Source organism: Azospirillum sp. B510 (assembly GCF_000010725.1).
Taxonomy (GTDB): domain Bacteria; phylum Pseudomonadota; class Alphaproteobacteria; order Azospirillales; family Azospirillaceae; genus Azospirillum; species Azospirillum lipoferum_B.
The window spans coordinates 154,753-178,067 of sequence record NC_013855.1 but is presented as its reverse complement, the minus strand read 5'-3'; the positions used below and the strand labels follow the sequence as shown (position 1 = coordinate 178,067).

The following is a 23,315-nucleotide window of genomic DNA, read 5'->3' as shown; positions in this document are numbered from 1 at the left end:
GAAGGTCGCACATGGCGGACCTCCCGCTATCCGCGCCGCCAGAACATCAGGCCCTTGCGCTTCTTTGGCGGGTCCGGCTCCGGCTCTGGTTCCTTGACGGCGGGTTCCTCGTCGTCGAAGGAAAAAGCGTCTGCACTGACTGCGGACGTCTCGTCGTCGGCCGGTTCGTCGTCGAAGCCCTTGAACGGGTCCTCGTCCTCCGCGGTTCCATCCTCGGGATCGCCCGCCCCCCCGGTCACGGCTTGCTCCGTTTCAGACGAATCCTTTTCGGTGTTGAAGGCATCGACCGGATTGTCGAACCCAAAGGGATTCTCCGCGCTCGCCTCCTGCGCCTCCTCATCGTCGAAACTGAAGGGGTCCATTCCGCTTTCCCCGTCGTCGGAATCGAACGGATCCTTGCCGCCCTTCTCCTCGGCATCATCGCTGAAGCCGAAGGGATCGTCGTCCGCGGTGTCCTCGCCGCTGTTCTTGCCAGGCAACCCGCCGGATGCCCGCATTTCCTCTTTGAATTGCTCCAATTCGGTGCGGAAGCGCTCCTCGGCCTCGGACCAGCGCGCTCGTTCGGTCTCCAGCGCACCCAGAAGCTCCTCCTCGCGGGCACGCGCGTTGCCGCGCTCCTCGTCCAGGGCGCGGATCAACTCGTCCTGGCGGCTCATCATCGCCTCGTGACGCTCGTCGAGCGTGGCGATGACATCGCGAACATACTGCTCGAACGCCTGGAACTGGAGGGCAAGGACATCCCTGTCGTCGTCCGCGGCGGCGGTCCGGGTGGCGGCAGCCTTGGCGGCTTTCCCTTTAGGGGCCGGCACAGGTGTTTCCGCCGGGATTGATGTTGTTTTTGAGGGAGAGGCGACGCGGGCCGCCTGCGGCACCGGGCCGTCGCCGAGCCAGCGCGCCACCAGGACGTAGGAGACCTGCAACTCCTCGGAAATACGCCGGTAGCTCCAGCCCTGCTCCCGCAGGCGTTCGGCAAGCTTCTGGCGGTCCATCTCATCGCGCGGGGCCGGGGGCTGGTTGGGGAGCCTGCGGCCAACGTCGCCAGCCTGATCGGCCGAGGACAGCACGATCAATTCCTTGAACTTCCGATCACTCATTCAGCCCCCGCGGCCACGCGCTTCAGGATTGTCCGGCCTTCCCGAGTGTCGCGGGTTTGCATCGCGGTTGTCGATGCCCAAACAGTCCTCATTGGTGCGGTCTGCGGACCGGCCGGCAGGTCCTTCAGGCGGTCAGCTGAATGGAGGCGGATTGGTCGACTGGATGTGCTCGATGTAGCGGGACATGGCGGCGATGCCCTCGTCAGTCAATTCGACGAAGACCCGCCGGCCATCCTGGTCGTCCGCCACCCGGCGGATCAGTCCGCAGTCCTTCAGATTGGAAATGCGGCGCAAGGCGGTCGTTTGCGCCACGCCGGATGCCATGCACAGCGATGACACCGAGATCCGTTTTCCGAGCAGGTGGTTGGTCATCAGATCCAGCAACATGGCCCAGCAAGGATCTTCAAAGAGATCCTTCGGGAAGAACTTGTCGCGGGACGCCTGCCACTGCTGGAGCGCGCGAAGTGCGCGCAACCGCTCATGGTCCGATTCCGGGCGGATCGGAACAGGCTTCTTCGCCTTGGTCATGGGAACAATGCTGATCGCCGGTGCGGACGGGGTTGCCGTTCCGGTAACGGAGTGACGAGCGGTGGAGGCGTGCCGCTCGCGCAGCGCCTTCACGGCGGCGATCATGGCCATTCCGTGCCGGTAGGCCTCGTCGAGCGCAGCGTCGTGGGCCGGGGCGTCGCGCGTGGTCTGGCTCACGGACAGCGCCCGCACCAGAGCGCCGTGCAACCGGCCGAAATCTTCCGGATCATCAACAAAATCCACGACTTTAAGGTGTATCGCGCGCACCACGTCCCTAACCTGGGCGCCAGACGCCAGGATGATGAACTGGACGGAACGGTTGCCGAGGGAGGATTGCATACGTTCGACCAGTGCCAGCCCGTCGAAATGCGGCATCACCATCTGGACGACGACGACGCCGATCGAGGCGTCGGTCTCAAGCGTGTCGAGCGCCTGGACGATGTCGCAGGTCACCTGAATGTGATGACCGTTGCGCGCGAAACTCTCGCGCACGCGGTTGGCCGCTGGGAGGTTGTGGCCAACGATCAATATGGAAGGGCCCGGCGCAAGAAGCTCCGCACTGGTTTCTACCGGTCGGATCGGCCACGTCAACGGTCGCTCGATTTCGATCCGCATCATCCTCCCCTCCAGGCTCCGATGTAAGCCAGGCCAATAGTCGGGCGCCGCAACGGACAGCCGCTCCCCGAGTCTCCAGTGGGATCAACATCTTGCAGGTAGCGGGGGTGATGGCGATGCGCGCCCTGCGGCGCTCGGCGTCACCTCGACCGTGGCTCCGCCCCCGCGCCGGATAAGACAGGAGAAACGGCCCCGATCGTCCATGTGACCTTCCCGATCCATTGGCGAAAACCAAGCGGGATAGTACGAATTGGTTGCCACCCTCGCCAGCGCCTACGGTCTGCACAACCGGGAACTTTCCATAGGAAACTTTGACGGGAAACGAGGGGAGCGGTCGGGAGACCCCGATGACCGGTCTCGGGGACGGCTGAGCACCAAAATTCATGAAGTATCGTTGCTGCGGCTGTTGCACGCCCGAAGCGTCCAGTCTGGACCCGTCTCGTCCGCGAGGTTTGTGGAATTGCGTTAAGTTCGCCTGAACCCGGGTTCCAGGCCGGGCAGACAAATCCGCGATCAGCCAAGCGACCGACCGACCGACAATGCGATTGACCCTGTCGACCAAGATCATGCTCCTGCTTCAGGTGGCACTGTGCTTCGCGCTCGCCTCCACCGCGGTGCTCTCGTACCTGAAAATGGAGCGCATGGTGGAGGAGACGGTGGCGTCGCGCTTCCGGGTCGTCGCCCATGGATTGTCCGGCGAGGTTGAGGGCGCGGTGAACCTCGGCGTTGCGCTGAATGCCTTGCGAAACCTCGACGAGATGATTCAGCGCGCCCTGGTGCGCGACCTTCAGATCACCGGTTTGATGCTGTTCAACGACCGGGGCGAGGTGCTGGGTGCGGCGGGAAGCAATGCGGTCCGGGGCACGCTGCCCGACTCCTGGCTTGCGGCCTTCCGCCGCGACGGCCAAACCGACCGCGGGGCGAAGATCGTCGACGGCGGCTCTCAGGTGCTGCTGATCGGCATCGGCAACGCCTATGGCGGCGTGGCTGGAGGCGTCGCGCTAACCTATTCCCTGGACACCGTGCGCGCGGGCATCCGCGGCACGATTCCGGAGCTGGCGACCTTCGGTGCGATCAATCTCGCCACCTGCTACGTCATCAGCATGATTGTCGTCTGGCTGGTGATGCGGCGTCTTCAGCGCTGCCTGCGGGACGCGGCGATCATCGTCGAGGCGGCGGCCGAGGGCGAATGTCCGGTCGTTCCGCCGGAGATCGCGGCGTTCGCTCCAGGGCTCGCCGGATTCTTGGACCGGGTGTCCACGCGAAGCGGGCAAGGCACGGGCGAACGCAAGTCGGCGCCGGTGGAGGTTGCGTGATGGAACTCACGTTCATCAAGCGGCTGAACTGGCTGCTCACCGGCCTCGTGTCGGTTCTCATGCTCGTCAGCCTGGTTGTCCAGACATCTCACTTCAACACACTCTTTCGCCCCCAGGCGGAGCCGGAACTGGCCCGTAAGGCGGAGGTCGTCGGCAGCTACATTGTCGCGCAGATCGACCGGGCGGTGTCGCTGGGCTTCGAGGTGGAGAAGCTCACCGGGGTGGACGAGATCCTGGCCGATGCCCTGGCGGTCAATCCCGACGTAAACTACATCGCGCTGATGGTCGGCGACCGCATCGCCGCATTCGCCGGCGCGCCGGACGCGCGCAGCGGCGATACGCTGGCGGCTCGCGACGCCGATGGCGCTGTCGCCAGGCGCTATATCGATGCCGCATTGGCCGTTGGCGGCGGCGGTGTGCCGGCGCTCCTGCATGTGGGCGTCCCGGCGGGATCGGTCGAAGCCGCACTGAACGACATGGTCTTCGATCTCGGGTCGGTGCTGATCGTCGCCATTCTTCTTAACATTGAGATTCTTCTGCTGGTGGTCGGCAGTTCGGTGACCGCACCGCTACAGTGGATGGGCGACGTCCTTCAGGAGGCTGCGGAAGGCAGGCTGAACCTGCGGACCGGGCTGCGCGGACGCGACGAGGTGGGCCACCTCGGCCGCGCCATGGACCGTGCGCTCGACGCCGCATGCAGTACGGCCGAGACCGCCCCGTATCTGCGCGATGACGGCGCGGAGGCGTCGGCCGCCGGGGGCCGCATCACGACCATGCAGCGCATCGGCGAACTGCGCTTCGCCGTCTTCGTCTTCTCCCTGGCAGAGGAACTGACCCGCACCTTTCTGTCGGTCTACATCAAGGACCTGTTCGAGCCGGTGCCCGGCCTCGGCAAGGAGCTGGTCATCGGCGCGCCGATTGCGCTGTTCATGCTGATCTGGGCGCTCGCCCAGCCTGTCGCCGGCAATGTGTCGGAGCGCCGGGGCCGCCGCACCGTGTTCCTGATCGGCGCGTCCCTGTCGGCGCTGGGGCTTCTGGGATCGGGTTTGGCGACGGACCTCATCCAGCTCATCCTTGCCCGTTGCGTGACCGCAGTGGGGTATGCCAGCGTTTTCATCTCGGCCCAGGGTTTCGTGATCGACGCCACCGATCCGCGCCGGCGAGCCGGTGCCATCGCGCTCTATGCCGGCGGCATCCTGACGGCCGGCGTCTGCGGTCCGGCCATCGGGGGTGTCATCGCCGACCAGGTCGGCTTCCGCATGACCTTCATCGTCTCCGCGATGCTTGCCGTGGCGGCGGCGTTGATGGCGTGGCGCGTTCTGCCCAAGCATGCCGGGGCGGGCGGCAAGGCCCGCACACGGGGGCTGACGCCGCGCGATTTCGGCATGTGCCTGGCCAATCCGCGCTTCGTGGCGGTGACCCTGTTCAGCGCCGTCCCCGCGAAATTCGGTCTGACCGCCTTGCTGTTCTTCCTGCTGCCGCTGGCGCTGGACGACAATGGGGTCAGCCAGTCCTGGATTGGCCGCGTGCTTCTTCTCTACTGGCTGATGATGATCGTGGTGTCGCCGCTGGTGGCGCACCTGTCCGACCGTTCCGGCCGGCGGACGCCGTTCCTGGCGATCGGGGGCGTGACCGCCGCCGGATCGGCGTACGTGCTGTCGATCTCCGGTACGCTGCCTTTGACAATCACCGGTGTCGCTCTGCTTGGCCTCGCCCACGCGCTGGTCAATACCCCGCAGATGGCGCTTTTGGCGGAATCCTGCGTGCGTGAGCGATCGACGCTTGGCGAGACCACGGTAATCGGCATGTTCCGGCTGATCGAGCGCCTGGGCTCGGTGGTCGCACCTTTCCTGGCCGGGCTGTTCCTCGCCCATTACGGCTACCACGGCGCCATGAAGGGCATCGGCATCGTGCTGGCTGCCTGTGTCGTCGTCCAGCTTCTCCTGACGACCACCTTCGGCGGTCGGCCCTCCGCAGCCCTCTCCCGGAAGGATCCGGCATGACCTTCGTGACCCGACGCTCGCTGCTCCTCGGCACTGCCGGCGCGCTCCTGGCATCCGGCCCGGCTGCGGTCGCGGCGACGGGTGTCCCGGCGGGATCGCCGGCATCCGGCCAGGGCATGCCCGGCCGCGGCGGCCGGCCCGCCAACATCGTCGTGCTGACGCCGCGCAAGGACGTTGGCGACGTGCTCGGATTCCGCGAGCTGCTGGAATCGATGGGCATGCAGGCGAAAATCGATGTGCGCGAGGTGCCGCAGGCGACCGCCGTCGCCGCGATGCTGCCGGAGATTCGTGCCGCCAAGCCGGATCTTGTGCTCACCGTGTTCACGCCGTTGACGTTGGCCGCCGTCGGCCGATACGACGATCCCGATCCTTCGAAGTTCCTGACCGGCGTTCCGGTGGTCTTCACCTCCGTCACCGACCCCGTGGCCTCGCGCATCATCCGATCGCTGGAGCAGCCGGGCCGGGCTGTGACGGGCACCCGCCACATCGCACCTGTGGCTGTCCAGCTCAAGACGATACTGGCCTACCGGCGCTGGAGGAAGATCGCGGCCGTTTACAATCCGGCCGAGGAGAACATGATCGTCGCGGTACGCGACCTGAGGGAGGAGGCGGGCCGACAAGGTGTGGAGGTCATCGACGGCGCGATTCCCCGCGATGGGTCCGGCAAGCCGAACGCCAACGCCATTCCCGACGTCATCAGGGAGGTGGCGAAGGCCGGGGCGGAACTGGTCTACATCGGTCCGGACACGCTGGTGGCGTCGAACAACAGTCAGGCGGTGGCCGACGCCGCGCTGGCCAACAATGTCGCCACCTTCTGCTCGACCGAACTTCCGATCCGCCATTCCGGTCTGCTGATGGGCTTGGTGAGTCCGGCGATCAATGTCGGCCGCTTTGCCGGGGTGAAGGCATACGACATCCTGACCGGCTCCCGCCCGGCCGCCGCCGTGCCGGTGGAGACGCTGAACCGCTTCTCCCTGCTGCTGCGCATCGACACCGCCAAACGCCTCGATCTCTACCCGCCGATGCGCCTGCTCAACATCGCCGAAATCATCAAGGATGCTTGACATGCCGGTCGCATTCTCCCGGTTCCAGGTCCTCCAGCAGGGCATACTGCACCTCTGCAACGGACAACCTTCCGGCATTCCCTTCAATGTCCGTTTCCTTGACGCCGATGACCTTCCGGCGTTGGAGGCGTTCCGTGCCGTGATCTTCGGCAGCCTGCCTGACATCGACGCCTATTTCCCGGAGACGCCGGATTTCGCCGGCCTGCATATGGCCGAGCGTGGCGTCACACTGGGGCTGGAAACACATGCCGCGCCGGGCGGCGGCCGCCTCATCGGCTGCGCCGTTCTCGGACTGCCGCAACCCGGGATGCCCGCCTTCGCCGATGATCTGCCGGGCGGCGGCCCCGCTGTGACGGCCACCGCCCACATGTCGAGCTGCATGGTGCACACGGATTTCCGGGGCAACGGGCTCCAGCGCCTTCTGGTGACCATGCGCACGCTGTACGCGCTGGGAGCCGGCCGGCCGCACCTGCTGAGCCGGGTGGCGCTGTCCAATCCGGTCAGCCTGTCCAACATGCTGGCTTCCGGCTTCACCGCCCGCCGCATCCTGGTGATGCACGGCGGTCGTCTGCGCTACCTGCTGCACCGCGACATGCGAGCGCCGCCGCCGTCCTTCGAGCCGGCAACCGAGCGCGCCCTGCGCATCGCGGATCATCCGGCGCAGAACGTCGCTTTCGAGGCGGGGCTGGTGGGTCACGCCGTCACCTTCCACGGCGACGAACCCTTCATGATTTACGCCCGCCCGGCCGTTCCCGCTGATTTGGAGGCCTTCCCATGAAAACAGCGATCGTCGTCGATCCCTATTCGACCGGACATCTCCTCGCTCCGCGGTTGCGTGCCCGCGGGTACCGCGTGATCGCGGTGCAGAGCAGCCCCGACCTCGCGCCGTCGCTGCTTCTCAGCTACGTTCCCGGCGACTTCGAGGAGCTGATCCTCTTCGACGGCGACCTCCCGGCCTTGGCCGAGCGGATGCGCCCGCACAGACCCTCCTTCGTGTTGCCCGGCAACGAGTCGGCTGTGGAACTGGCCGACGCGCTCAGCGCGGCGTTGGGTACGCCGGGCAACACGCCAAAGTTGACGGCGGCGCGTCGCAACAAGTACATGATGATCGAGCGCCTGGGCGCCGCCGGCCTGTTGACGGCCCGGCAGGCCATGGTGGAGTCGGGGGCGGAGGCGCTGGAATGGGCGGCGGGCGCCGGCTGGCCGGTGGTCGCCAAGCCGCTCGACAGCGCCTCGACAGACCATGTCTATTTCTGTGACAGCGCGCCGGCGTTGCGGCTGGCCGTGGAATCGATTCTCTCCAGCCGCAATTTCTGTGGCACGCCGAACCGGCGCGCCCTGGTGCAGACCTATCTGGACGGCGCCGAATATGTGGTCAACACGGTAAGCCGCAATGGCCGGCACTATGTCTGCGACGTGTTGCAGTCGGCCAAGCGCACGCTGAACGGCTCGCCCTTCGTGTATGATTGCTATCGCCTCCTGCCGCCGGATGACGAACGTTCCATCCAGCTCATGACCTATGTCCGGCGCACCCTCGACGCGCTGGAGATCACCGATGGCGCCGCCCATGCCGAAGTGCGCCTGACCTCCCGCGGACCGGCGCTGGTGGAGATCGCCGCCCGGGCGATGGGACCGGCGGGATCCACCACGGCTGTGGGGCATGGCACCGGCCACGATCAGGTGGATCTGCTGGTGGAGGCATTCGACAGCGGAGTCTGCCCCGGTGGCTTCGATGCTCACTACCGGTTCCTGGCCGAGGCCATGGTGCTTTACCTGCCGGTGCTGGTCTCGGGCCGTGTGGAGGCGCTCCCCGATCTCGGTGTGCTGGACCGGTTCGAAAGCGTCCGCGGCTATGGAATCGTGCCGCGCGTCGGTGCCCGGATCGTTCCTACGCTCGATCTGACCCAGGTCTTGGCGAAGGTCTACCTTTCCCATGCCGACCGCTCCGTGTTCGAGCGCGACTGGATGGAGATCCGCGAAATGGAAAAGAAACTTCAACCTATAGTCACACCCTGAAACAACCGATCAGCAAGGAGGAACAGATGGGTCACATTCCGTATGACCTGCACTGGGACGAGGTAATTCGAAAAGATCACCGGCAAGCATAAGCCGAAGGAGCGGGCGTTCGGCTACGGACGCCGATCGCTCGGGAAGGTGGCGATGTTGCGGTACAAGACCTTGATCGGGCGTAGCCTCCGCGCCCGGACTCTGCCTGCCCGGAAAGTCGAGGCGGCGGTCGGCTGCAAGGTCATGAACATGGTGACCAGCCTCGGCATGCCGGCCTCCCGCAAGGTCGCCTGAACGACAACTTTCCACCGCGGTGTCCGTCAACGCGCCAAGTTCTGCACCAACGTCACCGCGACAAGCATGGCGTGCGCGGGCGCCGGACCTGGCGGAAACTCCATCTGGCCGTCGATGCGGCGACCGACACCATCGTCGCCGCCACATCCAGAGCGTTTCCGAGCGCGGCCGCCTGGGATGGCAACGACAGACCGCCTATGGGATGCGGAGCAAGGCGGAAACCGCGATGGCCCGTTACAAGCGCAGTCTCGACGACCAGCATCGTGCCCGCACACTGCTTGGCCAGAAAGCCGAGGCCGCCATCGGCGTCGCCGTCCTCAACCGCATGATCGATCAAGCACGCCCGAACTGCCTCCGCGTTGGCTGAGCCGAGGTCTCGGAGAGATCCAGTGCGCCCTCGCTGCCATCCGTGCACCAACGCCGTTCAGTTCCGGAAAAGCCGCAGCAGCCCTTTGGTTTGATCCAGGTTGGAGGCAAATGGTCTTTCGCCCCAATCCACCATTCATCACAATATTGTCGAGCCAGTCGTCCTGGCAAAGCGATGTCTTGTGCGCAACACCATGAATTTGTGTCAGGCCTGAAATCGCAACGGCGGGCCTGGGTGTGACGGCACTTCTTAGTGGAGGAGATGAAAGCTATGACTATTCAATATCCGGACAGGTTGCTTCCGAAGGACTGGGCCAAGCGTAAGCCAGTTATTGCCAAGACAAAGTCGACCGGCATCGGCGCCAGACTTATAGATCTGAAGAAGAAGCATGATGAAGTTGATTGGAATGCCTTCGAAATGAAAAATCGAGGCACGCTTACTTCACTTGAAAAAGTCTACGAAATCGCGGATAAGGCTTGTAAAACCAAACTAAGGACGCTGGCAAACGATGCCAGGGACATCGCCGACCTGGCCAGCTCCTGGGTTGAAAAATTTACGAAAGACAAGCTCATGCCAAAGGCTGCGGCGCAAGCAGCCAAAGCGGTAGAGGACGCGGCTGATTCCTACAGAAAAAGCATAGTCCCTCTCGAAAGCATCCTACAGAAAGAATATAATGAGGAAAAGAAACATTATATTGATAAATTGAAGAAAGATATTAATCCTGTTATTATATCTGGCCTTGGAAAGATAGATTTATTTCTGTCGGATATCGCCCGCTTGAAATCCAAACCAACCAAGGAAAATTTCATGAAGCTGGTGTTGGGCGACGGCGGGGCGCGTGGCTACTGCACGTTGTGCAAAAACTGGGACCAGAGGATGAAAAACTTCCCCGACGTGCGTGACGGAATTTTTACGGGAAGCGCGATGAGTGTGTTTTTCCCGCCTGTACAGGAATTCGGAGCTGGGCTTGACCAAGATAAATGGGAAAAAACAATTAAGGAAGTCATGGAAAAGAATGCTAAGTCGGAAGGCCAGGTCATCAAAGCGTATGCGGATTTTCTGGACAGGCAGGTTCCGAATATCAGAAGGTTCAAAGGGTATTTGGAGGCTGCCCTCGACGCTTTTGGGTGACAGTGGCGGTGAAGTTTGGCGATCACGGAGCGGATGCTTCGTGGTCGCCGGCCGGTGATTCGATCGGCTGTCGGTGACGCGGAACGAATGCCCGCCGCTGGCGTTGATGCACGGACGGCAGCGAGGGGACGTTGGTGCGGAACTTGGCGCGTTGACGGACACCGCGGTGGAAAGTTGTCGTTCAGGCGGACTTTGGTGCACAAATCGGCGTGACGGCGGAGTTCACGGAAGAGGGGACTATCCGGACTTCCGAGCTCGGCGGGTTATCCTGAAACAGAAGGAGACCCATTATGGCCCGACGCAGATAGCCCGTTATCCCGGACGCGATCCTCGACCAGCTTCTGGCTGGCGCCGACGCCAAGACGGCGTTCGATCAGAACGGCTTGCTTGATCAGCTGAAGAAGGCGCTGACGGAACGGGCGCTGAAGGCGGAACTGGATCATCACCTTGCCGGTGATGAGAGCGGCAACCGTCGCAACGGCCACGGCCGCAAGACGGTGCTGACCGAGAGCGGGTCGATGGAGCTGTCCATCCCCCGCGACCGGACGGGCACATTCGATCCGGCGTTGATCGCCAAGTACCAGCGACGGTTCCCCGGCTTCGACGAAAAGATCGTGTCGATGTACGCCCGGGGCATGTCGACGCGGGAGATCACCGGGCACCTGCGGGAGCTCTCCTGCGGGAGCTCTACGGCATCGAGGTCTCAGCCGACCTGATCTCCACGGTGACGGACGCGGTGATCGCCGTGTCCCACATCCGCTGACGACTCTGGCATGGGCAGACGGAGCGGGCGCTGGTCCTGATTGGCGACACCCTGACCGACCTCGACGCCCTCGTGGAAGCCGCCGCGACAACCGGCAGGCCCGGAAGGTGGTGACGCTGTTGCGCGCCCTGGAGACCTACGTCGTCGGCCGGGGCGAGCCCATCTCCACGGCGACGATCGAAAGCACAGTGCGGCGCCTGCCGCACCGGCGCATGGGCGCCAATCAGCAGATGCGCTGGTCGCCGCGTGGTGCTCACCAAATGCTGAAGGTCCGCTCCGCGGTGATGAACGACACACTTGCCGCCGATCATGCCGTCGCCGAGCCATACGCCCGCCGACCATTTCGCCGCGCGGCTTGACGGCCCCCAGGTTTGCGATGGTCTCAGCGACCGGTCACCGGCTTTCCGCCGACGGGTGACAGACCGGGCAACGACAGGGTATGATCAACCATGGTGGGCGGGTGCTCCAGAAACGGCGGGAGGTGGCGTCAGCACCCAAATCCGACAGCCGCTCAACCGAGGATGCTACACCCGCCAACCCTCATGAGTTTTCCGGCTAGGAGGAGATGTCGAGCCGTGACAAATGCCTTCGAGTTGGTGATCGCGCCTGAGTATATTCTTAATCATGGAAATTTCAGTGAATCTCGTCGCGTCTACATTGGGGAGATGCTGCGTCTGCATGAGAACAAGGCCGCCCTGAATCGGCTTATCTTCGATCAGGGCCGGGCCTTCATGTTCTTCACCATCATAACGATGCACGCCGGCTATCGGCCGGAAGAGCGGCAGACCTGGCCGACGGTTGAGGCGCTGAAGCAGCATCTGGAACAGTTGGGCCTGGCCAGCGGTTGGCGCATGCATGACTTCATCCGGCGCCTTTCGGATATCGGCTATGTCGAGAATCTGCCGGTCGACGGCGACCGCCGCGTCAAGGTGTTAAGACCGACCGAAGCCATGCTGGCCCATGACCGGCAGACATTGAACGTCTATTACCGGCCGCTGCAGGCCATGTTTCCGGTGCCCGGCTATTGCGGGATCCTCCAGGGCGATCCCACCTTCCAGCGCGCCGCGCGCGAGATCGGGTTCTCCTTTTTTGCGCATGCGCAGCAATTCATCACAGCCAACCCGACGATCGCGTATTTCCTCCCGCGTCAGGGAGGCATGATGATCCTGACAAAGCTTATGCAGCTTTGGTTGCAGCATGGCGATGAAACCTGGCCGAAGGTCTCGTTCGTCGGCATGGGGGACAGTTTCGGTATATCGCGCACGCATGTGCGCAAACTCCTCATGGAGGCCGAAACCGTAGGTCTCGTTCAGCGGCGGGGCGACGCGGTGATGGTCACGCCCGAGGGGCGGGCCGGCTTTGACCGGTATCTGGCGGATACGATGGCCGGCAACGATCTCGTCTACCGCCTCGCCTTGGAACGGGTGGCGGTCGCCGCCTAGGTCGTGTGGACTCTTGTGCTTTTCACAGGGCCGCAGATGTAATTCAAGACTGCTTTCGGAGAGGCAGACTTGGGTGTACTGGATCGGTTGGTTCTTCGGGACGATCAATGGGCTCGAATAGCCTCGCACATCATTGGAGATGAACGAACGCGGAGCACATCGGGTCGGAATAACCGGATGTTCGTCGAAGCATTTCTTTGGATTGTGCGCACCCGTTCGCCTTGGCTTGATCTTCCGGAGGTATTCGGCGAATGGAACAGTGTCTTCCGCCGCTTCAGCCGATGGAGCCGGAAAGGCGTGTGGGAACGCCTCTTTGAAGCAATGTCCGACGATCCGGACTGCGAGTACCTGCTCATCGACTCGACCATCGCTCGCGCCCATCAGTACGCTGCGGGGGCTAAAGCCGTCGGCGATGAAGCGTCCCGACGCGATCTCCCGGATCTGCGCCTTGTCGAGCGACGGCTGGGCGGCGAAGTCGAAGCCGGCCAATTCGCGCACGAAGGGGAAGCGGGCCAGCCCGAAGCCCATGTCGATGCAGCGCTGGTCGCGGCGGGCGATCTCCCGTTCGCAGAACAGCGCCAGGGACTCCCGGATCGTCAGTTCCCGCCGGCCGGCCTCGTCGATCAGGCTGTCGAGCTGGTCGCGCAAGGCCGTCAGCTTAAGCCGGTTCAGCATGGCGATCAGATGATCATGCTCGCTCATCAGAAGCCTCCCCCAGCCACGGCCTCGTATTCGGCCAGCGGGCGCAGCAGCGCCGGCACCGCCGCCACCGCGCAGTCCGTGCCGACCCGGCGAACCAGGTCGCGCGCCGTGGTGAAGGGCGGGATGCCGGCCAGCGGTTTCAGCGCCTCGGCCTCCTCCCGCCGGAACCGCTCGATCGGCGCTTCGCCGGTCGTGCCGTGACAGCGCTGATCGGCGATGTCCCGCGTCCAGGCCTCCAGGTGCGCGCCCGGTACGGGGCGCAGGCCCGTACCCGGAAGCCCCAGTGCCGGGCGAAGGCGTGTAGGACCAGCGCCCGCGCGTTGTCGAGCAGAACCTCCTCGGCACCCCGCCGAAGGCCCGGAAGGCGCTTTCCAGACCGTCGAACCAGCTGTCCTGCTTCTCGTGCCCGTAGGCCCTCACATGCAGCCGGCGCGAATAGCCCAGCGTCGCCACGAACAGGAACACCACCGTCGCCACCCCGCCGATCTCGATGCGACGGACGCCGAAATCGATCTCCATCTGCTCACCCGGCCGCGTCTCGAAGCGCACCGTCGCCCGCGCCTGGGCGACCAGTTCCCGGCGCAACGGCGCCACCGCCCGCTCCACCGTCCGCAGGCTGACCGCGATCCCCTTCTCCCGCGCCAACTCCTGCCGGATCACGTCGGCGTTGCCGACATGCCCTCTGTGTCAATGACGGTGAGACATCAGCCCCCCTGAAGTTTAAGCTTGAGGGCGTAGGAAATTCATCGCATGACCATGCCCAACAAGACGCCTCTGCCAGCCACGATATCCGACGCGGTTCCTGAGGCTGGCGAGAAGCCGCGGGTTGTTGCCGCGCCCGCCGCAGTCCGCCCGGAGTTGTCGGTGCGTCCGAAGCGCCGGACCTTCACGGCGGCGGAGAAGCTGCGCATTCTCGCCGAGACGGACCGGGCGGCGGACACCGGCGGGATCGCCGCCATCCTGCGCCGGGAAGGTCTGTACTCGTCGGCGCTGACCGACTGGCGCCGGCAACGCGACGCCGGCGCCTTCGAGGCGCTTAAGCCGCTCAAGCGCGGGCCGAAGGCGGCCCCCGCCAACCCGCTGGACGGAACGTGTCAACGACTGTGAGACAGCCCGAGTTATGAATTAGGCTTGGATGGTCTCCGGCTTTTGCGGCGGATTGATCCAGACTTCGATTGGCTTTGCGGGTGGTTGAGGCGCTTTGCGAACGAAACGCTCCGGTGTGCGGCGAAAGGCACGGTCGAGGGTTTGCTGGCGGGCGGCATGGACGGCGTCGGCTTGGCCGTAATGGACTTGGTCTGGGGTCATCAGGCCGATGCCGGCATGGTGGTGATCCCGGTTGTACCAGGTGAAGAAGTCCCGGCAGAAGGCCCTGGCATCCTCGATGGAGCCGAAGCGCTTGGGGAATTGCGGCTGATATTTCAGGGTCTTGAAGTGGGCCTCCGAGAACGGGTTGTCATTGGAGGTGTGGGGCCGGCTGTGCGATTTGGTGACGCCGAGGTCGGCGAGCAGGAGAGCGGTCGCCTTGGCCTTCATCGGGCCGCCACGATCGGCGTGCAGGGTCAACTGGCCGGGTGGGACGGCGTGTTTGGCCAGCGTCTCCTCGAACAGCGCCTTGAACAGGGTGGCGCTCTCGGCATCGGCGACGCACCAGCCGACAACGCGGCGGCTGAAGATGTCGAGGATCACGTAGAGATAGTAATAGGACCACTTCATCGGCCCCATCAGCTTGGTGATGTCCCAGGACCAGACCTCGTTCGGGGCCTTGGCCAGCAATTCGGGTTTCCGGTAGGCCGGATGACGGAGCTGGTCGCGGCGGTCCCGGACCTCGTCATGCTCCGCCAGCAGGCGGTACATGGTGCGGATGGAGCAATGATAGACGCCTTCATCGAGCAGGGTGGCGTAGACTTCCGCCGGGGCAAGATCGACGAAGCGCGGCTCGCGCAGAAGGGCGAGCACCGTCTGGCGCTCCTGGACCGCGAGCGCCCGCGGCGGGCGTGGCCGGGGGCGAGGCGCCGGTTCCCGGCCGGCCAGCCGGACCCGATGCCGATGGACGCTGGCGCGGGCGACGCCGACAGCGGCGCAGGCCGCACTCACAAGACCGCGGTCGGGGGCCAAGGTGGCGATCGCGCTCATCGCGGCGTCTCGTCGCTGTCGGCGGGAGGCAAGGCAATCCCCAGCAGGTCCGAGAATTTTTTTCTAGGGCCTGTTGACATTCATCGTGTTACCAAGACGGTAGCGACGAGGTTAATGGCAGCGGCGAAGCTTGTATCAGTTTTGTCGTATCGTGTGGCGATGCGTCGGAATTCTTTGATTTTGCAGAAGAAGTTCTCGACCAGATGGCGCCATTTGTACATCTCGGCGTCGTGGGGAATCGGGGGAGATCGGTTGGCCTTGGACGGAATGACGGCGACCGCGCCTCGCTCGGCGATCAAGATACGGATGGCGTTGCTGTCGAAGGCTTTGTCAGCCAGCAAGGCGGAGAATTCGATACCGTCCAGCACCGGTTCGACGCCGACGCTGTCATGTCGCTGGCCCGGCAGCAGGATGAAGCGCCCAAGGTTCCCCAACGCATCGACGACGGCCAGGATCTTGGTCGTCAGCCCGCCACGAGAGCGACCGATGGCCTGAGCCTGAGTCCCCCCTTGCGCCGGTACCGTGCTGATGCACCCGGACAATCGTGCCATCAATGATCGCGTACTCGAAGTCCGCGTCGCTCGATAAAGCGGCGAAGACCTCGTCGAAGACACCGGCCTTGGCCCATCGGCGATAGCGCTGGAACACCGAGTTCCAATTGCCGAACGCTGCAGGCAAGTCCCGCCAGGGCGCTCCAACGCGGACGATCCACAGGACCGCCTCCAAAAACAGGCGATTGTCCGCTGCCGAGCGGCCAGGGTCGCCCACTTTGCCGGGAAGAAGCGGCGCTATCCGCTCCCACTGATCATCTCGCAATACAATCCGATCCAAGGCCACCTCCCTTTTGGTAGCCTTGAATCAAATTTCTGTGACCATCGGAAGCCTCTTCTCAACGCGAATGTCAACAGGCCCTACAGCCGCACCGGCATGCAGGACCGCTTGCACCGCATGAAGCTGTCCTTCCTGACGCCGCGCCCGATCCATCCCAAGGCCGACGCACCGGCCCAGGAGGCGTTTAAAAAAACTTCGCCGAACGCCTCGCCGCCATCGGAGAGGACCACCCCGAGGCGAGCGCCGTGGAGGTCTGGTTCCAGGACGAGGCCCGCATCGGCCAGAAAGGCACCCTGACCCGGCGCTGGGCGCCGCGCGGCAGCCGGCCGCGCGCCGTGCGCGATCATCGTTTCAAGTCGGCCTATCTCTTCGGCGCGGTCTGTCCTGAGCGCGACACCGGAGCCGCCATCGTCATGACGCGCGCCAACACCGAGGCGATGAACCTCATGCTGGAGGAGATCAGCCGCACCGTCACCCCCGGCGCCCATGCCGCCGTGGTGATCGACGGGGCGGGATGGCACACCAGCGGCGATCTCGCCGTGCCGGCCAACATCACCCTCGTGCCGCTCCCGCCCTACAGCCCGGAACTCAACGCCATCGAAAGGCTCTGGCAGGTCATGCGCGACACCCTGCTGTCCCACCGGCTCTTCACCGACCTCAACGCCATCCTCGACGTCTGCTGTCGCGTCTGGAACCGCATCCTCGCCGAACCCGGCCGCATCCGCTCCACATGCGGTTACCCGTGGGCCTTACAGGTCAAAATTTAACGGCTTTGGTATTATAGGTGATCGATGGGCACCAGGGAAGGGGCACCAACTTGCGTACCAAACCACGACTTGCCGTTTATGAAGCCGAATGCAGTTGATTATCGGGCATGCACTCGCCGAGAGTTGATGGCGTCACCGACTCCACGGCCACAGGAAACCTATCAACGCACAGGTTCTCCCAGGCTCAGCATGAGTCGGTTGGCCCAGGAGAAGATCGCCACCGCCAGGATCAGGTCGAGGATTTCGCCATCTTCCAACCCGGCTCGGCGAAGCTCCGCGACATCCTCCACCGCCAGGGAAGCGGGCGTGGCCGTCAGGCGGGTTGCGGCGACGGAAAGTGCCTGATGGCGCGGGTCGTCAAGGCCGGCGATCCCTTGCACGAACAAGGCGTCGACCACCTCCCTGCCGCCGGTCAGCTCCACGAAGCGACGGGCGTGGACGGAGGTGCAATAGACACAGCCGTTCAGCACCGACTCAACGGCGGTCGCCAATTCGCGCTCCGCCCGCGGCAGGCCGCGCGGAGCGTACATGATGCCGTTGAACAGCGGCGTGCGGTGGAGCAGCGTCTCGGGCTCATGCGCCAGCACCAGCGAATAGGCGCCGATGGCCGTGTTCGACGGCGTCACCGCCAGCGCCAAGCGCTGCTCCTCGCTCGCCTCCTCCAGCACCACGGGCGGGAGCCATGGCTTCCAGTCCAGGACGTCGGTGGTGAAACCGATCGCCGGATCGGCCGGGACCGGCGGCCCAAACAACAGGTCGGCCTGCCGTTGGACCGCACCGCCCGCCGTCAACGCGCGCAGTCCGGCCAGCAACCGGACCTGATAATTCACCAGCGCGATCAACTGCGACAGTGCGACGATGCCGTGGGCGTCCAGGCCCGCCGCCTCCAGCAGGCGCAGATGCTCCGGCCGGGAATCGCGCGGCGACCGGGTCACCCGCTCCGCGTGGGCGAGCAGGGCGGAACGCGCCTCCACACCGCCGGCAAGCCGACGGTAATGATCGGCCAGCCCCTCGTCGCCGGCCAGCGTGGCGATGCCCGCCGCCACCGCCGCGCGCTCAGCGGCAGGAAAGCGGCCGGGATGGCGGGGTGCCAGCAGCGCGTCATGGGCCGCCTGGGTTCGGCTGCGGACCTCCACCCGGCGGGCCCGCAGGGCCAGCAGGGGAGAGGAATCGGCCAGCCCTGCCAGACGGTCGATCAGGTCGGGCGCCGCCTGGGTGATATCGCTTGCGGCATCGACGGTGGTGGCGCTCATCGGAAGTCCTCCGCTTCGGTCCATTCGTCGCCCAGCAGTTCCGGCGTCTCGAACCCGACCAGCCGCTGCCAGTGATGATCGTAATCCTCGGTGAACAGGGCCGCCGTGAGGCTGTCGGCCAGACGCTCCGCCCCGGCACTGATGCCGGGGATATCGCCGGTCACCTTGCCGTGGCTGAGCACTGCGGCGTAGTTGAAGGCATGGATGCGGTTCAGCCAAGGGGCCTCGCCCGGATTGCGTTCGAGGAACTCGAAATCGGGGCCGAGATACGGGTGCAGGGCGAATTCGCTGCCTTCATGGCCCGGCAGAACATAACGGTCGCGCCACAGCAGGGTATGGCGGGCAATCTCCGCCAGTTCGGGCCGCTGCGCCCAATCCACGGCGAAGCCCGTGGCGAGGATGACGTGGTCGACCGTCACCGTGCCGCGTCCGGTGCGCAGCACCAGCCGGTCCCCTTCAACCTCCGCCGCCTCGACGGGGCAGCGGGTGAGAAGCCGGAAATTGGCGTGGCGCGAGCAGCGCAGCATCGAGTTGTGCGGCGCCGGCACGCCGGTGTCGGCGATATACTGGTTGTAGGCCCACCGCCGCTCGTCCGACAGGGTGTGGAATCCCAGCACGATGCCGGGGTGGCCGGCGCCCAGCCCCTTGTTGATGCGCGGCAGTTCGGGGCGGCGGATCAGCATGTAGACCTTGGCGGCACCACGCTCCAGCGCCTCCGCCGCGTTGTCCACGGCGCCGGCACCGGCACCGAGCACCGCGACGGTCTTGCCCTTCAACGCTCCGAAGTCGATCGGCTCATGGGCATGACTCCAGAATCGCTTGTCCACCGCTTTCCAGAAGGCCGGGACGAAGGGACCGCCCAGCCCGTCGCGTCCGTTGGCAAGGATCACCCGGCGCGCCCGCACCCGCTGCCCCCCCTCCGGACCGGCAAGGTCGAGGGACACGCCGTCCGCATCGCCGGTGATCGCCGTCAAGGCGGTGTCGTTCTGGACCGGCGCGCCGGTGACGCGGCAGTACCAGGTCAGGTAATCGAGCCATTGCAGGCGCGGGATGCGGTACAGGGCTTCCCAGGCGGCGCGGCCGAACTGCGCCTCGAACCAGGCGCGGAAGGTCAGGTTGGCGAAGCCCAGCGCTGGCCCGGTCAGCGTCTTGGGCGACCGCAGCGTCTCCATGCGGGCATAGGTCGCCCACGGCCCCTCGCGGCCGGCCGGCGCCCGGTCGAACAGCCGGATGTTGGAGATGCCGACCTTGCGCAGGGCGAAGGCGGCGGTCAGCCCCGCCATGCCGGCGCCGACGATGGCGACGTCCAGCATGCCGTCACGCGGCGGCACCCAGTCGGCCGGCGGCAGGGTGAGGAGATCGAGGTCGCGGGCGAGCCGCGCCTCCAGCTCCTCCAGGGACCGGGGGCCGGGGTCTGCAACGGTGGAAGGCACGGCGGAGCTGTCCTTGGTCATCGTCAATCGGGTCCTGTCGGAAAGGCGGCGTCAGGCGGCCTGGGCACCGCCCAGATAGGCGTCGCGGATCTGCGGGTCGCGGGCGAGGTCGGCGGCGGCACCGGACAGCACGATGCGTCCGGTCTGCAGCACATAGCCGCGATGGGCGATCTGCAGGGCGAGGTTGGCGTTCTGTTCCACCATGAAGATGCTGACGCCCTGCCGGTTGATGGTCTGGATCATTTCCAGCACGCGGTCGACATGCAAGGGTGACAGGCCCATGGTCGGCTCGTCCATCACGATCAGACGGGGTCGGCCCATCAGGGCGCGGGCCATCGCCACCATCTGCTGTTCGCCGCCCGACAGGGTGCCGGCCTGCTGGGCATGGCGCTCGCGCAGCTTTGGAAACAGGTCGAGGATGCCTTCGTAATCCTCCGCCACCGCGTGCGCGTCGCTGCGGGTGTAAGCGCCCATCAGTACATTCTCGCGCACCGTCATCGTGCCGAACAGGCGGCGGGATTCCGGCACCGAGCCGATGCCGCGCCGGACGATCTGTGGCGTGGTCAGGCCGGATAGCGATTGCCCATCGAACACCACCTCGCCAGAACGCGGCTTCAGCAGCCCCAGGATGACCTTCATCGAGGTGGATTTGCCGCTGGCGTTGCCGCCCAGCAGGCAGACGATCTGCCCGCGCGGCACCTCCAGCGACAGGTCGAAATGGACCTGCACCGGCCCATAAAAGCTGTTGATGCGGTCGAGCCGCAGCAAGACGTCTGTCATTGTCCCGACTCCCCTCAATGCGCAACCCGGATGCGGGCGGCATCGCGCTCCACATCCTGGCCCGCATCCTGGCCCGCATCCTGATTGGCGGTGCCGACCGCCTTGTGGCCGAGATAGGCCTCGATCACCGCCGGATCGCTGGCGACGGCGGCCGGCAGCCCCTCGGCAATGCAGGCACCATGGTCCATTACCACCACCCGGTCGGACAGCTTCATGACGAGGTCCAGCTTGTGCTCGATCAGCAGGATGGTCAGGCCGCGCGCCTTCAGGCCGCGGATGATCTCCAGCATCTCCGCCGTCTCGGTCGGATTCATGCCGGCGGTCGGCTCGTCCAGCAGCAGCAGGCGGGGATGCAGGGCCAGCGCACGGGCGATCTCCACCCGGCGGCGGTTGGCATAGGACAGGCTGTGCACCGGCTTGTCCAGGCGCAGGGTCAGCCGCTCGCCGAACAGGGCAACGATCTCCTTCGCCTCGGCGCGCAGCCGTTCATCCTCCGCCCGGACGGAGGCGGGACGGATCAGCGCCAGCGCCAGCTCCACCAGCGGCCCCACCACGGGAATCCGCGGCCGCACCGCGCGCAGCCGGGTATGGGCGCCGACCAGCACATTGTCGAGCACGCTGAGATTGCCGAACACCCGGCCATGCTGGAAGCTGCGGGCCAGCCCCAGCTCCGCCAGCCGTTCGGCGGAGAGGCCGGTGACGTCGCGCCCCTCGAAGGTGACGGTCCCGGCGTCCGGCGCGTCGAGGCCGGAGATCAGGTTGAACAGGGTGGTCTTGCCGGCTCCGTTCGGACCGATGACGCTGACCAGTTCCCCCTCCCCCACCGTCAGGGACAAGCCGTTGACCGCAGTCAGCCCGCCGAAGCGGCGGGTCAGGCCGGTGATCTCAAGAAGGGGTTTCTTCGGCAGCGGGTTCTTTGATGGGTTCGCCATGGCGTCCTCACACCGTTCCCAGAAGGCCCTGCGGGCGGAAGCGGATCAGCAGCAGCAGGACGACGCCGTAGATCAGCATGCGGTACTCGGCCGCCGCACGGAACAGCTCCGGCAACCCGACCAGCACCGCCGCCCCCAGCACGGCCCCGGCAACGTTGCCCAACCCGCCGAGGATCACCATGGTCAGTGCCAGCATCGACACCGGGGCCGGGAAGGTCTCGTGGTTGATGTAGGAGTAGAAATGCGCCATCAGCGCGCCGCCCACCCCGGCGACGAAGCCCGCCACCGCGAAAGCCAGCCCCTTGTAGCGGTTGAGGTCGACGCCGTAGGAACGCGCCGCCACGTCGTCCTCGCGGATCGCCCGCAGGGTGCGGCCGAGATGGGAGTTCAGCAGGCGGGATTGCAGCGCGGCGAAGACCAGCAGAAGGACCAGCGGCACCCAATAGACCCATTGGCCGCTGACCAACGGTTTGCCGGCCACCGACAGCGGCGGGATGCCGGTGACGCCGATCGGGCCGCGAGTCAGGCTTTCCCAATTGAGGATGACCAGCGTCACGATCTCCCCCACCGCCAGCGTGGCGATGGAGACGTAATGGCCACGCAACCGGAAGGCGGGATAGACCAGCGCCGTGCCCAGCGCCGCCGCCACCAGCCCGGCCAGCGGCACCGCCAGCAGCACCGGCACCCCGGCATCGAGCGCCAGCAGCGCGGAGGCATAGGCGCCGATGGCAAGCAGCCCGGCATGGCCGAGCGACACCTGCCCGACCGTGCCGGCGACCAGCGTCAGGCTGAGCGCCAGCAGGGCGTAGAGCCAGGCGTTGCCCAGCGTTTGCAACAGATAGGGCTGCCGCACCACCAGCGGCAGGGCGAGCGCCAGCGCTGCCAGCCCCCACACCGCCCAGCGCGGCAGGAGCAGCGGGCGGCTCGGAGCGATGAAGGTGCCGGTCATCGGCTCCGGCGGCAGGCGGCGCGTGCCCGCGAACAGGCCGTTGGGCCGCAGCACCAGGATCAGGATCAGCGCCACGAAGGCGAACAGGTTGCGGTAGCTGGTGCCGAACAGGGCAATGCCGTAGCTCTCGATCAGGCCGAGCAGCAGGCTGCCGGCGATGGCGCCCGGCACATTGCCGACGCCACCGATCAGTTGGGCGACGATGCCCTTCAGCCCGGCCTGGAAGCCCATGTTGGGGTCGATGGTGTTGTAATACATGCCGACCAGCAGGCCGCTGACCCCGCCCAGCGCCGAGGCGATGGCGAACACCGTGCGGTTCACCTTGTCGACATCGACGCCGCACTGCTGCGCCGCGTCGCGGTCGAGCGCCGTCGCCCGCACCGCCCAGCCCAGCTTGGTGAAGCGCAGGAAGCCATAGAGAAGGGCGGCGCTGCCGATGCCCACCCCGGCGATCAGCAGGTCGAGCGCGCCGATGCTGCCGCCGCCGATGGCGATGCGCCAAGTCGGCAACTGCGTCGGCAGGGCGCGCGGATCGGGGCTGAACAGCAGCTGCGCCGACTGGTCGAGCACCACCGACAGGCCGATGGTGGCGAGCAGCGGGGCGATGCGCGGGGCGTTGCGCAGCGGGCGCAGTCCCACCCGCTCGATGACCGCGCCCAGCAGCCCGCAGCCGGCGGCCACCACGACGAACGTCACCGGGAGCGGCAGATTCAGCTTCGTCACGCACAACCAGCCGATATAGGCGCCGACCATGTAGACCGAGCCGTGGGCGAAGTTGATCAGGTGCGAGACGCCGAAGATCAGCGCCAGACCGACCGCCAGCAGAGCATAGATATTGCCGATGACCAGCCCATTGATGGTGTAGTCGAGCCAGGGGGCGATAGTGGTGGGAAGCACGATGGCCGGTC

At 65.6% G+C, this 23,315-nt stretch carries 15 protein-coding genes and 10 pseudogenes; 14 read left to right on the top strand and 11 right to left on the bottom strand.

What is annotated here, in order from left to right; genetic code table 11:
* Nucleotides 1-26: 26 nt before the first annotated feature.
* Both AZL_RS16220 and AZL_RS16215 read right to left on the bottom strand, forming a co-directional pair.
* Nucleotides 27-1,094 carry a helix-turn-helix domain-containing protein gene (locus AZL_RS16220; RefSeq protein ID WP_012975582.1) on the bottom strand — a complete coding sequence of 356 codons (1,068 nt, stop codon included), beginning with the start codon at nucleotides 1,092-1,094 and terminating at the stop codon, nucleotides 27-29.
* Nucleotides 1,095-1,226: 132 nt separating this feature from the next.
* Nucleotides 1,227-2,240, bottom strand: coding sequence for a response regulator (locus AZL_RS16215; RefSeq protein WP_012975581.1), 1,014 nt, complete (start codon nucleotides 2,238-2,240; stop codon nucleotides 1,227-1,229).
* Between the two features lie 536 nt (nucleotides 2,241-2,776).
* On the opposite strand from AZL_RS16215, the gene AZL_RS16210 reads away from it, so the two are divergent.
* From AZL_RS16210 to AZL_RS16155, 12 genes and pseudogenes are all read left to right on the top strand, one after another.
* Nucleotides 2,777-3,553, top strand: coding sequence for a hypothetical protein (locus AZL_RS16210; protein WP_012975580.1), 777 nt, complete (start codon nucleotides 2,777-2,779; stop codon nucleotides 3,551-3,553).
* Nucleotides 3,553-5,556, top strand: a complete 2,004-nt coding sequence (locus tag AZL_RS16205; protein WP_012975579.1) for an MFS transporter — start codon at nucleotides 3,553-3,555, stop codon at nucleotides 5,554-5,556. The genes AZL_RS16210 and AZL_RS16205 overlap by 1 nt, the downstream gene beginning before the upstream one ends.
* On the top strand, nucleotides 5,553-6,620 hold the full coding sequence (locus AZL_RS16200; protein ID WP_012975578.1) for an ABC transporter substrate binding protein: 1,068 nt from the start codon (nucleotides 5,553-5,555) through the stop codon (nucleotides 6,618-6,620). The genes AZL_RS16205 and AZL_RS16200 overlap by 4 nt, the downstream gene beginning before the upstream one ends.
* Nucleotide 6,621: 1 nt before the next feature.
* Nucleotides 6,622-7,398, top strand: coding sequence for a hypothetical protein (locus AZL_RS33480; RefSeq protein ID WP_052293698.1), 777 nt, complete (start codon nucleotides 6,622-6,624; stop codon nucleotides 7,396-7,398).
* Nucleotides 7,395-8,636, top strand: coding sequence for an ATP-grasp domain-containing protein (locus AZL_RS16190; protein WP_012975576.1), 1,242 nt, complete (start codon nucleotides 7,395-7,397; stop codon nucleotides 8,634-8,636). The genes AZL_RS33480 and AZL_RS16190 overlap by 4 nt, the downstream gene beginning before the upstream one ends.
* A 99-nt stretch (nucleotides 8,637-8,735) precedes the next feature.
* Nucleotides 8,736-8,921 (top strand): annotated as a pseudogene (locus tag AZL_RS34385) (IS5/IS1182 family transposase); the annotation flags it as partial.
* Nucleotides 8,922-9,147: 226 nt separating this feature from the next.
* Complete coding sequence (locus AZL_RS36335) at nucleotides 9,148-9,288, top strand: hypothetical protein (RefSeq protein WP_158305985.1); 141 nt, start codon at nucleotides 9,148-9,150, stop codon at nucleotides 9,286-9,288.
* Between the two features lie 270 nt (nucleotides 9,289-9,558).
* Entirely contained in the window at nucleotides 9,559-10,419 is an 861-nt protein-coding gene (locus tag AZL_RS35595; protein ID WP_148219441.1) for a hypothetical protein, read from the top strand.
* Nucleotides 10,420-10,733: 314 nt separating this feature from the next.
* Nucleotides 10,734-11,161 (top strand): annotated as a pseudogene (locus tag AZL_RS16170) (transposase); the annotation flags it as partial.
* A gap of 21 nt (nucleotides 11,162-11,182) precedes the next feature.
* A pseudogene (locus tag AZL_RS16165) lies at nucleotides 11,183-11,541 on the top strand (ISKra4 family transposase); the annotation flags it as partial.
* A 216-nt stretch (nucleotides 11,542-11,757) separates the two neighbouring features.
* On the top strand, nucleotides 11,758-12,624 hold the full coding sequence (locus AZL_RS16160) for a hypothetical protein (protein WP_247894388.1): 867 nt from the start codon (nucleotides 11,758-11,760) through the stop codon (nucleotides 12,622-12,624).
* A 69-nt stretch (nucleotides 12,625-12,693) separates the two neighbouring features.
* Nucleotides 12,694-13,158 (top strand): annotated as a pseudogene (locus tag AZL_RS16155) (IS5 family transposase); the annotation flags it as partial.
* On the opposite strand, the pseudogene AZL_RS37005 reads toward AZL_RS16155, so the two are convergent.
* Nucleotides 13,090-13,299: pseudogene (locus AZL_RS37005) on the bottom strand (ATP-binding protein); the annotation flags it as partial. The pseudogenes AZL_RS16155 and AZL_RS37005 overlap by 69 nt on opposite strands.
* Nucleotides 13,300-13,391: 92 nt before the next feature.
* Nucleotides 13,392-14,004 (bottom strand): annotated as a pseudogene (locus AZL_RS34375) (DDE-type integrase/transposase/recombinase); the annotation flags it as partial.
* Nucleotides 14,005-14,076: 72 nt separating this feature from the next.
* Between AZL_RS34375 and AZL_RS16150 the strand changes: the two are divergent.
* A pseudogene (locus tag AZL_RS16150) lies at nucleotides 14,077-14,412 on the top strand (helix-turn-helix domain-containing protein); the annotation flags it as partial.
* Between the two features lie 39 nt (nucleotides 14,413-14,451).
* On the opposite strand, the pseudogene AZL_RS16145 reads toward AZL_RS16150, so the two are convergent.
* Nucleotides 14,452-15,525: pseudogene (locus AZL_RS16145) on the bottom strand (IS3 family transposase); the annotation flags it as partial.
* Between the two features lie 17 nt (nucleotides 15,526-15,542).
* Nucleotides 15,543-16,230 (bottom strand): annotated as a pseudogene (locus AZL_RS34370) (IS5 family transposase).
* 141 nt (nucleotides 16,231-16,371) lie between these two features.
* Between AZL_RS34370 and AZL_RS16135 the strand changes: the two are divergent.
* Nucleotides 16,372-17,060: pseudogene (locus tag AZL_RS16135) on the top strand (IS630-like element ISAzs14 family transposase); the annotation flags it as partial.
* A gap of 161 nt (nucleotides 17,061-17,221) precedes the next feature.
* On the opposite strand, the gene AZL_RS16130 reads toward AZL_RS16135, so the two are convergent.
* The 5 genes from AZL_RS16130 to AZL_RS16110 are packed head-to-tail and all read right to left on the bottom strand — an operon-like array spanning nucleotide 17,222 to nucleotide 23,289.
* Complete coding sequence (locus tag AZL_RS16130; RefSeq protein WP_012975567.1) at nucleotides 17,222-18,313, bottom strand: CMD domain-containing protein; 1,092 nt, start codon at nucleotides 18,311-18,313, stop codon at nucleotides 17,222-17,224.
* A complete protein-coding gene (locus AZL_RS16125) occupies nucleotides 18,310-19,767 on the bottom strand; it encodes an NAD(P)-binding domain-containing protein (RefSeq protein WP_012975566.1) in 1,458 nt (485 codons plus the stop codon). The genes AZL_RS16130 and AZL_RS16125 overlap by 4 nt, the downstream gene beginning before the upstream one ends.
* Nucleotides 19,768-19,797: 30 nt before the next feature.
* Nucleotides 19,798-20,526, bottom strand: coding sequence for an ABC transporter ATP-binding protein (locus AZL_RS16120; protein WP_012975565.1), 729 nt, complete (start codon nucleotides 20,524-20,526; stop codon nucleotides 19,798-19,800).
* 14 nt (nucleotides 20,527-20,540) lie between these two features.
* Nucleotides 20,541-21,458 (bottom strand): ABC transporter ATP-binding protein, encoded by a 918-nt coding sequence (locus tag AZL_RS16115; protein ID WP_012975564.1) that lies wholly within the window; start codon nucleotides 21,456-21,458, stop codon nucleotides 20,541-20,543.
* 7 nt (nucleotides 21,459-21,465) lie between these two features.
* Entirely contained in the window at nucleotides 21,466-23,289 is a 1,824-nt protein-coding gene (locus AZL_RS16110; RefSeq protein WP_042444468.1) for an ABC transporter permease, read from the bottom strand.
* Nucleotides 23,290-23,315 lie beyond the last annotated feature (26 nt).

What these genes read in the sequence shown, in the direction of transcription:
- AZL_RS16220 (WP_012975582.1), bottom strand. Translation starts at nt 1,094, where the DNA reads ATGAGTGATCGGAAGTTCAAGGAATTGATCGTGCTGTCCTCGGCCGAT.
- AZL_RS16215 (WP_012975581.1), bottom strand. Translation starts at nt 2,240, where the DNA reads ATGATGCGGATCGAAATCGAGCGACCGTTGACGTGGCCGATCCGACCG.
- AZL_RS16210 (WP_012975580.1), top strand. Translation starts at nt 2,777, where the DNA reads ATGCGATTGACCCTGTCGACCAAGATCATGCTCCTGCTTCAGGTGGCA.
- AZL_RS16205 (WP_012975579.1), top strand. Translation starts at nt 3,553, where the DNA reads ATGGAACTCACGTTCATCAAGCGGCTGAACTGGCTGCTCACCGGCCTC.
- AZL_RS16200 (WP_012975578.1), top strand. Translation starts at nt 5,553, where the DNA reads ATGACCTTCGTGACCCGACGCTCGCTGCTCCTCGGCACTGCCGGCGCG.
- AZL_RS33480 (WP_052293698.1), top strand. Translation starts at nt 6,622, where the DNA reads ATGCCGGTCGCATTCTCCCGGTTCCAGGTCCTCCAGCAGGGCATACTG.
- AZL_RS16190 (WP_012975576.1), top strand. Translation starts at nt 7,395, where the DNA reads ATGAAAACAGCGATCGTCGTCGATCCCTATTCGACCGGACATCTCCTC.
- AZL_RS36335 (WP_158305985.1), top strand. Translation starts at nt 9,148, where the DNA reads ATGGCCCGTTACAAGCGCAGTCTCGACGACCAGCATCGTGCCCGCACA.
- AZL_RS35595 (WP_148219441.1), top strand. Translation starts at nt 9,559, where the DNA reads ATGACTATTCAATATCCGGACAGGTTGCTTCCGAAGGACTGGGCCAAG.
- AZL_RS16130 (WP_012975567.1), bottom strand. Translation starts at nt 18,313, where the DNA reads ATGAGCGCCACCACCGTCGATGCCGCAAGCGATATCACCCAGGCGGCG.
- AZL_RS16125 (WP_012975566.1), bottom strand. Translation starts at nt 19,767, where the DNA reads ATGACCAAGGACAGCTCCGCCGTGCCTTCCACCGTTGCAGACCCCGGC.
- AZL_RS16120 (WP_012975565.1), bottom strand. Translation starts at nt 20,526, where the DNA reads ATGACAGACGTCTTGCTGCGGCTCGACCGCATCAACAGCTTTTATGGG.
- AZL_RS16115 (WP_012975564.1), bottom strand. Translation starts at nt 21,458, where the DNA reads ATGGCGAACCCATCAAAGAACCCGCTGCCGAAGAAACCCCTTCTTGAG.